Source organism: Pseudomonas sp. GM48 (assembly GCF_000282335.1).
Classification (GTDB): Bacteria; Pseudomonadota; Gammaproteobacteria; order Pseudomonadales; family Pseudomonadaceae; genus Aquipseudomonas.
The window spans coordinates 1-8,262 of the sequence record NZ_AKJM01000096.1; the positions used below are offsets into that span (position 1 = coordinate 1).

Sequence of the window (8,262 nt, forward strand, 5' to 3'; positions counted from 1 at the left end):
CGGGCTTGCTCGCGAAGGCCGAAGGCCTCGATTTCAGCGTTTCACAGCGACCGGCTGATTCAACTCGGCCCGCTTGCTCAGCAAATCAAACACCGCCGGGTACGCCGGCCGTTCGATGTAGCGCCCGGCGCCACGCTCGGCCCGCAAATCCCCATCGGCCCATACCACCCGGCCCTGGCTGATGGTGTGGCTGGGCACGCCGCGCACGGTCTTGCCTTCGAAGATGTTGAAGTCCACCTGCTGATGGTGGGTCTTGGCGGAAATGGTCCGTGTGCCTTGCGGGTCCCACAACACCAGATCGGCATCGGCACCGACGCGGATCGCGCCTTTGCGTGGGTAGAGGTTGAAGATCTTCGCCGTGTTGGTGGACGTAAGGGCGACGAACTGCTGCATCGAAAAGCGTCCGCTGTTCACGCCTTCATCCCACAACACCGCCATGCGGTCTTCGATACCGGCAGTGCCATTGGGGATCTTGCTGAAGTCGTCACGGCCCGCGGCTTTTTGCTCGGCGCAGAAGCAGCAATGGTCGGTGGCGGTGGTGTGCAGGTTGCCCGATTGCAGGCCATGCCAGAGCGCCTCCTGATGGCCGCGAGGGCGGAACGGCGGACTCATCACATAACCGGCTGCCGTTTGCCAGTCCGGATGGCGGTAGACGCTGTCGTCCAGCAGCAGGTGCCCGGCCAGCACCTCGCCGTAAACCGGTTGGCCCTTGCCCCGGGCATAGGTGATTTCGTCCAGCGCTTCCTTGGTCGAGACATGGACCAGGTACAGCGGCGTACCCAGGGTTTCGGCTATGCGGATCGCCCGGCTCGCCGCTTCGCCTTCAACCTGTGAAGGCCGCGACAGCGGGTGCGCTTCCGGCCCGGTGATGCCCTGGGCCATCAGCTTGCGTTGCAGGTGATAGACCAGTTCACCGTTTTCCGCGTGAACGGTCGGCACCGCGCCAAGTTCCAGGCAGCGTTCGAAACTCGCCACCAGGGTGTCATCGGCCGCCATGATCGCGTTCTTGTAGGCCATGAAATGCTTGAAGCTGTTCACTCCGTGCTGGTTGACCAGTTCGGCCATTTCCTCGCGGACCTGTTCGCTCCACCAGGTGATAGCAACGTGAAAACCGTAGTCCGACGCCGACTTCTCGGCCCAGCCGCGCCACTGATGGAAGGCTTCGAGCAAGGATTGCTGCGGATTGGGAATCACGAAGTCAATGATCGACGTGGTGCCGCCAGCCAGTCCCGCCGCCGTGCCACTGTAGAAGTCTTCGCTGGCCACCGTGCCCATGAAGGGCAGTTGCATGTGCGTGTGCGGATCGATGCCGCCGGGCATCAGGTATTGGCCGCTGCCGTCAAGTATTTCGGTACTTGCGGGAACGTCGAGGTTGTCGCCGATGGCCTTGATCACGCCGTCTGCGCAATACACATCGGCGCGATAACTTTCATCATGGGTAATAACGGTGGCGCCACGGATCAACAGAGACATTCCGAGTTCCTCGCAGGCAATGACCGGTTTATGCCGGTTCTAGATGTTTTGTTTGAAAACAGCCTGGACAGGCTAATTCCTGTCAGTGCTGTCAGGATTAAACGCTAGCTGCAGTTATCCGAATCGGCAAGAATATTTTTTATAAGCTTATGCAGTTATTAACTTATTGATATTTAACGTTTAAATACAAGAATCACCAAAATGGTGAGCGACCTCACCATTTTGACGCACTTGACAGGATCGAAAAATAGTCAAGATTTCTTATGTGAAATCAGCTGTTTGAGTATGGTCTATGGTTGATGCGCAGCCATTGAAAAAAGATCAACGCACCAGTTTGAGTCCTGACTGTCCGGACAACTTGCCTGGCATTCGGCCTGAGTGGCCTGACAAATAGTCGAGTCAGCGAATAAAACTGATAAACATCAGTTAGTTATATTGTGTTTATGGAACTGCCCGATGCGTAAGCGGGGCACCCGGCACGTTAATTGATGCCGCCAGCCCCCGATGAGCAAAAAATAATTCAAAGAACAGTGGAGCGGCCATGCAACAGATCAGATCGCAAGTGACCGAGCGCGACGGCTTGTTTGAGTTGGAAGCCGGCAGCGATGTCCTCGACAGTCCCCGTTACAACCACGACATTGCACCGACCAAGGTGCGCGAACGCAACTGGAACAAATGGCATATCACCGCGTTATGGGTGGGCATGGCGATCTGCGTGCCGACCTACACCCTCGGTGGCGTGCTGACCGCGTACTTTGGCCTGACGGTTGGCGAAGCTCTGCTGGCGATTCTGTTTGCCAACATCATCGTGCTGATTCCCCTGACACTTAACGCCTTTCCCGGCACCAAGTACGGCATTCCCTTTCCGGTGCTGCTGCGCTCGTCCTTCGGCGTGCTCGGTTCCAACATCCCGTGCCTGATCCGCGCCCTGGTGGCGTGTGGCTGGTTCGGCATTCAAACCATGTTCGGCGGACTGGCGATTCACCTGTTCCTCGGTTCGGTGTTCGAGGGCTGGAAATCCCTGGGCGGCACGGGTGAGGTCATCGGCTTCATGGTGTTCTGGGTGCTGAACCTGTGGGTGGTGATTCGCGGCGCCGAGTCGATCAAATGGCTGGAAACCCTGTCGGCCCCGCTGCTGGTGGCGGTGGGCGCCGGTTTGCTGGTGTGGGCGATGCCCAACGTATCGATGACTGAATTGCTGGCGATCCCCGCCAAACGTCCCGAAGGTGCCAGCGTAGCCAGTTACTTTGCCGCCGGGCTGACGGCGATGGTCGGCTTCTGGGCGACGTTGTCCCTGAACATCCCCGATTTCAGCCGCTACGCAAAAAGCCAGAAGGACCAGATTGTCGGGCAGATCATCGGATTGCCGCTGACCATGTTCCTGTTCGCGTCCCTCGGCGTGGTGATGACCGCCGCGTCGGTGAAACTGGTGGGTGTGACGGTTTCGGACCCGGTGACCCTGATCGGCCATATCCAGAGCCCGTTCTGGGTGGCCATTGCCATGGCGCTGATCATCATCGCCACGTTGTCGACCAACACGGCGGCCAACATCGTGTCGCCCACCAACGACTTCCAGAACATCGCGCCCAAGGCGATCAACCGCACCAAAGCGGTGATCCTGACCGGGCTGGTGGGGCTGGCATTGATGGCCCATGAACTGCTGAAAAAACTTGGCCTGATCGTCTCCGATGTGAGCCTGGAAACGGTGTATTCGAACTGGTTACTCGGCTATTCCAGCCTGCTGGGCCCGATTGCCGGGATCATGGTGGTGGACTATTTCCTGATCAAGAAACAGCAACTGGACCTTGCTGGCCTGTACCGCGATGACGTCTATCCGGCGTGGAACTGGAGCGGTTTTATTGCCTTTGGGGTGCCGGTGGCGTTGACCCTGCTGTCCCTGGGCAGCGATGCCTTCAGCTGGTTCTACAGCTACGGCTGGTTCACCGGCTCGGCCCTCGGGGGGCTGATTTATTACGGGTTGAGTGCGATGCGGCCGAGTCCATCAGTCGCGAAATCTGCGGTGTGAGAGATGACCCTTTCGCGAGCAAGCCCGCTCCTACAGGGGAATGTATTCCAAATGTGGGAGCGGGCTTGCTCGCGAAGGCGGTGGCACAAACACCCACGAATTGCCTGAAGAAATCCATAAGAACAACCTGAGGAGATCATCATGAACGCGGCCGTAGACGTTCTGCAGTCCAGCCATCAGCACATCAACCGCGACCGCCTGTGGCAATCGCTCATGGAGCTGGCAAAACTCGGTGCCACGGTCAAGGGCGGCGTGTGTCGCCTGGCCCTGACCGATCTCGATCGCCAGGCCCGGGACATTTTCGTCAACTGGTGCCAGGAGGCCGGCTGCACCGTCAGCATCGACGCCGTTGGCAACATTTTCGCCCGCCGTCCCGGCCGCAATCCCGACCTGCCGCCGGTGATGACCGGCAGCCACATCGACACCCAGCCCACTGGCGGCAAGTTCGATGGCTGCTTCGGTGTGTTGGCGGGTGTCGAAGTGCTGCGCACCCTCAATGACCTGAACATCGAAACCGAAGCGCCGCTGGAAGTGGTGGTCTGGACCAACGAAGAAGGCTCGCGCTTTGCCCCGTGCATGATGGGCTCCGGCGTGTTCGCCGAAAAATTCACCCTCGAAGAAACCCTGGCCAAGGTCGATGCCGATGGCGTGACAGTGGGTGAAGCACTGAATGCCATTGGCTACGCCGGCCCGCGCAAAGTCAGCGGCCACAAAGTCGGTGCCTACTTCGAAGCCCACATCGAGCAAGGCCCGATCCTGGAAGACGAACGCAAGACCATTGGCGTAGTGATGGGCGCCCTCGGGCAGAAATGGTTTGACCTCAAGTTGCGCGGCGTCGAAGCCCACGCCGGCCCGACCCCGATGCACCTGCGCAAGGACGCCCTGGTCGGCGCTGCGGTGATCGTCGGTGCGCTCAACCGCGCCGCCCTCAGCCATCAACCCCATGCCTGCGGCACGGTTGGTTGCCTGCAAGCCTATCCCGGCTCGCGCAACGTCATCCCCGGCGAAGTGCGCATGACCCTGGACTTCCGGCACCTGGAACCGGCGCGCCTGGACTCGATGATCGCCGAAGTGCGCGAAGTCATCGAAACCACTTGCGACGAACACGGCCTGACCTTCGAACTCACCCCAACGGCCGACTTCCCGCCGCTGTACTTCGACAAGGGCTGCGTCGAAGCCGTGCGCGGCGCTGCCCAAGGCCTGGGCCTGTCGCACATGGACATCGTCAGCGGAGCAGGGCACGACGCGATCTTCCTCGCCGAACTCGGCCCGGCCGGGATGATCTTCGTGCCATGCGAAGGCGGCATCAGTCACAACGAAATCGAAAACGCCGCGCCGGATGACCTGGCGGCCGGGTGTGCGGTGCTGTTGCGGGCGATGCTGGCGGCTTCGGCGGCGGTGGCCAAGGGTGAGTTGGCTGCTTGAACCGTGTGACGTGCGCTGAATGATTCAGCGCACGTCACAAAGCGCAAAGCTCAATCGTCATTCTGTTGAACCCCTCAAACAATGGAGCAACACGATGTCGTCCAACACCCAAGCGGTCAACCTGCTGCAATCGATCCCGCAGGTTTTCGAAAGCCTGACCCAGGTCCATATCGCACTCAACAATCATGACCTCAACCCCAGCCTCAAGCACTTGATCCACCTGCGCGCCTCGCAGATCAACCAATGCGGTTTCTGCGTGAAGATGCACTCCCGCGAAGCCCGTGAGGCCAACGAAACCAACGAGCGTCTGGATCGCTTGATCGTCTGGCGTCACGTCAGTGATTTCAGCCCTTCGGAGCGCGCCGCGCTGGCGTGGACCGAAGCCTTGACGGTGCTCGATGGAAAAACCGATTACGCCAGCCTGCGCGGTGAGCTGAGAGTACATTTCAACGACGAGCAGATCGGCGCCTTGACGGCCGAGATCGGCATGATCAACCTGTGGAACCGCTTACAGGTGTCGAGGCACTGATTGATGAACTCCGCTGAAAACGCCGCCACTGTGTTCGAGCAGCGTCGGCCCTTTTTGCTCGGTCTGGCCTATCGCATCCTCGGCTCGCGCGCCGAAGCCGAGGATGCGCTGCAAGAGTTGTTCATCAAGTGGCTGGAGGCGGACCGCGCCTCCATTTCCACGCCGGCCGCCTGGCTGACCACGGCCTGTACCCGGCACTGCATTGATGTGCTGCGCTCGGCGGACAAATCCCGTGTCGATTACATTGGCACCTGGCTGCCGGAGCCGATTCACACGACCCACCAGGACTCACCCGAGCACAGGCATGAACTGGCTTCGTCGCTGTCTACCGCGTTTGTGCTGTTGCTGCAGCGGCTGACACCCAAGGAGCGTGCCGCGTACCTGCTGTACGAAATTTTCGACATGGATTATGGGCAGGTCGCCGACGCAGTCGGAGTGCAGGAAGCCGCTTGCCGAAAACTGGTGTCGCGGGCCAAGTCCAGTCTTGGCAGTGCCCAAACCCGCTATCAACCGGAACCTGCACGCCAAAGCCAGTTACTGAGTGCCTTCCAAAACGCCATCGCCAATGGCTCCACGGCAAACTTGAGCGCGATGCTGAGCGAAGACGTCGAACTCTGCGCCGACAGCGGCGGCAAGGCTTCGGCGATCCGTGAAACGCTGTTTGGCATCGAAAGCGTGCTGGTTTTCATTGGCCAGTCGTTGCACACCTATTGGCAAACGTGTGAATGGCTGCCCATTGAAATCAATGGCGCTCAAGGTGTGGTGATCAAGGCCGACGGTGTTATCACAGCGTCGATGACGTTTGGTTTTGATGAAACGGGGCGGGTGAACCGGGTTTTCATCATGCGTAATCCGGACAAGTTGGCGGCGCTGGGTGCGTCCTTCAACGTGCAATAGTCAAAGGACCATCGTTCCTTCAAGCGTTTCGCTGCCTCCTTTGTAAACCGCTGAAGGAACAGCTCCATGAGCCAGCTCGCATTGATCGAAGAATCGCGTTACGAACTGGACAGCAACTCCCGGCAACGGTGTGATCCGGTGATGTAAGAACTGCCAGCTTTTACAGGCATTGGCCACCGGCTGGGCCATCAGTGATTCGCAAATATTTATTTTTGTGACAGGTGTGTGGATTTTGTACGCCGGTTTTGTTGTCACAAAAATGTGTCGATCACTTATCGCGGGTCAACCTATGAAAACTCTTGGGAAACGCGTTACCTCACCCTTGTCGCTAGCATTCTGCGCGGCGATTCTCGGCGGCTGTGCCAGTCCGCCACCCCCTCCAACCGTCACGCCACCCCCTCCTGAACGTACCTGCCAGGCCATGGATAAAACCGATGTCCTGGGCGATGTACGGGGCGAAAACGGTCAGGTGACCCGATTAACCACCACGACTCGCTGCGTCACGCAGTAAGTCCGTGCGACGGCTGCGCTGGTGAACGGCGCGGCTTCGCAGGGTGCTTTATCGAGTCAAAGTTGATATCAGGCCGACGGTTTTTATCGCCGAACGATCTTTCGCTCTGTTATTTCTGACAGTAGCCGCTCCCCGACATTTCTCAGATAGTGAAAACACACGGTTTTCCAAACTGTTCCAATGATCGGGAGAGGTCGTTATGGCTGGTAATCGCAATTCCGGGGTGATGGGTGCTGCACCGATGTACATCTGCCATGGCGCTGAACATGACTTCAAATTCGCGGCGGTCGTGGATAGCCCGTGGATCAATCAGGGGCTGAGCTTGAATCCTGTTTCTGGAGAGACAGCGTCGATCAGCACTGAGCCCGAGTTCGGTGAGTATCAGAAGCTTTTGGCGGATGGGACTGAGTGGAAACTCAAGTGCCCGAATGAGGGCACCGACATCGATTTCAATCTTCAGGTGCAAAGTGAATTTACTGCAGCGCCTTATCCACTTCCTTTCAAGTTAGGTGATTATCGGCGAAAAATATTGAACACGCGTGATCCGATCAGCATGCCGGTGGTGGGCGATAAAGTATCAGCGGAAATTCAGGTGGGTTCGTTTTATACAGGGAAGGTACTGGCGGGTATTGATGTCGAGTGGTACTTCGACGGGGAAGAGGTGGAAACCGTACCAACGACAGATGTGGGGTGGAGCAAGTTCGACCATACAGTTACCTCAGTAGGGGAACATACGATTACGGCCAAGGTGCTCAGCCCGTATGACGGCACCACTTCGGAGCATATCTTCACGCTCAACGTGTATCTGGAAAGCCCCTGGAAGGAGGCAAAGCTGCTGGTCAACGGTGTACTTGTAGACTGGAATTCACCAAATGCCCTTTTGATTCGCGGGCAGGCGAATGATGTGACGGTCGAAGCGTCATTCCTGAGCGGGAACGAGGTCACTCTTTGTTTGATTGATTGGGGCGACTTGGAAATTGAGGCCCTTCCCGAGTTTGGGTCGCCGGTGCTGACACCTCATGCCAAGGCAAGTTGGACACTTACGGCGAGTGGTACAAAAAGTGGCCGTATCACTTTGGAGTTGAAGAGCAGTGCGGTTGCCCAAACCTGGGTAGTCCGCTGTGCAGTGTCGTCAGCCAATTTGGCGGATGAGGCTTACGTCGAGATTGGCGGCGTCGTCGTGCCCACCGAGGGCAATTGGTTTATCCGGGACCAGGCGCAGACTGTCACGCTGACCCCGAAATCGGGCAGCCCACTGGCCGGTCTGCCGGTCACGCTGACCTGTACCATCAAAGACGGCCTCGATGTTGCTAACGTGGTGAGTGAACCGACCTTTAATACGGCGCAAACCACGCATAGCTGGACAGTGACCGGAAAAACCAAAAGCGGTACCTTCCAGCT

General features: G+C 58.3%; 5 protein-coding genes and 1 pseudogene. 5 read left to right on the plus strand and 1 reads right to left on the minus strand.

Annotated features, from left to right (window positions below; translation table 11 throughout):
- Positions 1 to 33 precede the first annotated feature (33 nt).
- The gene (hydA, locus tag PMI28_RS12105) at positions 34 to 1,473 is read right to left on the minus strand and encodes a dihydropyrimidinase (RefSeq protein ID WP_007987962.1); all 1,440 of its coding nucleotides are present in this window, start codon (positions 1,471 to 1,473) and stop codon (positions 34 to 36) included.
- A gap of 541 nt (positions 1,474 to 2,014) precedes the next feature.
- Here hydA and PMI28_RS12100 point away from each other — a divergent pair.
- From PMI28_RS12100 to PMI28_RS12080, 5 genes and pseudogenes are all read left to right on the plus strand, one after another.
- The gene (locus PMI28_RS12100; RefSeq protein ID WP_007987964.1) at positions 2,015 to 3,499 is read left to right on the plus strand and encodes an NCS1 family nucleobase:cation symporter-1; all 1,485 of its coding nucleotides are present in this window, start codon (positions 2,015 to 2,017) and stop codon (positions 3,497 to 3,499) included.
- A 141-nt stretch (positions 3,500 to 3,640) separates the two neighbouring features.
- Entirely contained in the window at positions 3,641 to 4,924 is a 1,284-nt protein-coding gene (locus PMI28_RS12095) for a Zn-dependent hydrolase (RefSeq protein ID WP_007987966.1), read from the plus strand.
- Between the two features lie 94 nt (positions 4,925 to 5,018).
- On the plus strand, positions 5,019 to 5,453 hold the full coding sequence (locus tag PMI28_RS12090; protein WP_007987967.1) for a carboxymuconolactone decarboxylase family protein: 435 nt from the start codon (positions 5,019 to 5,021) through the stop codon (positions 5,451 to 5,453).
- 3 nt (positions 5,454 to 5,456) lie between these two features.
- Positions 5,457 to 6,350, plus strand: a complete 894-nt coding sequence (locus PMI28_RS12085) for a sigma-70 family RNA polymerase sigma factor (RefSeq protein WP_007987969.1) — start codon at positions 5,457 to 5,459, stop codon at positions 6,348 to 6,350.
- A gap of 710 nt (positions 6,351 to 7,060) precedes the next feature.
- A pseudogene (locus PMI28_RS12080) lies at positions 7,061 to 8,262 on the plus strand (hypothetical protein); the annotation flags it as partial.

Excerpts from the sequence above, each read along its gene's own strand:
- PMI28_RS12085 (WP_007987969.1), top strand. The coding sequence starts at position 5,457 with ATGAACTCCGCTGAAAACGCCGCCACTGTGTTCGAGCAGCGTCGGCCC.
- hydA (WP_007987962.1), bottom strand. The coding sequence starts at position 1,473 with ATGTCTCTGTTGATCCGTGGCGCCACCGTTATTACCCATGATGAAAGT.
- PMI28_RS12090 (WP_007987967.1), top strand. The coding sequence starts at position 5,019 with ATGTCGTCCAACACCCAAGCGGTCAACCTGCTGCAATCGATCCCGCAG.
- PMI28_RS12100 (WP_007987964.1), top strand. The coding sequence starts at position 2,015 with ATGCAACAGATCAGATCGCAAGTGACCGAGCGCGACGGCTTGTTTGAG.
- PMI28_RS12095 (WP_007987966.1), top strand. The coding sequence starts at position 3,641 with ATGAACGCGGCCGTAGACGTTCTGCAGTCCAGCCATCAGCACATCAAC.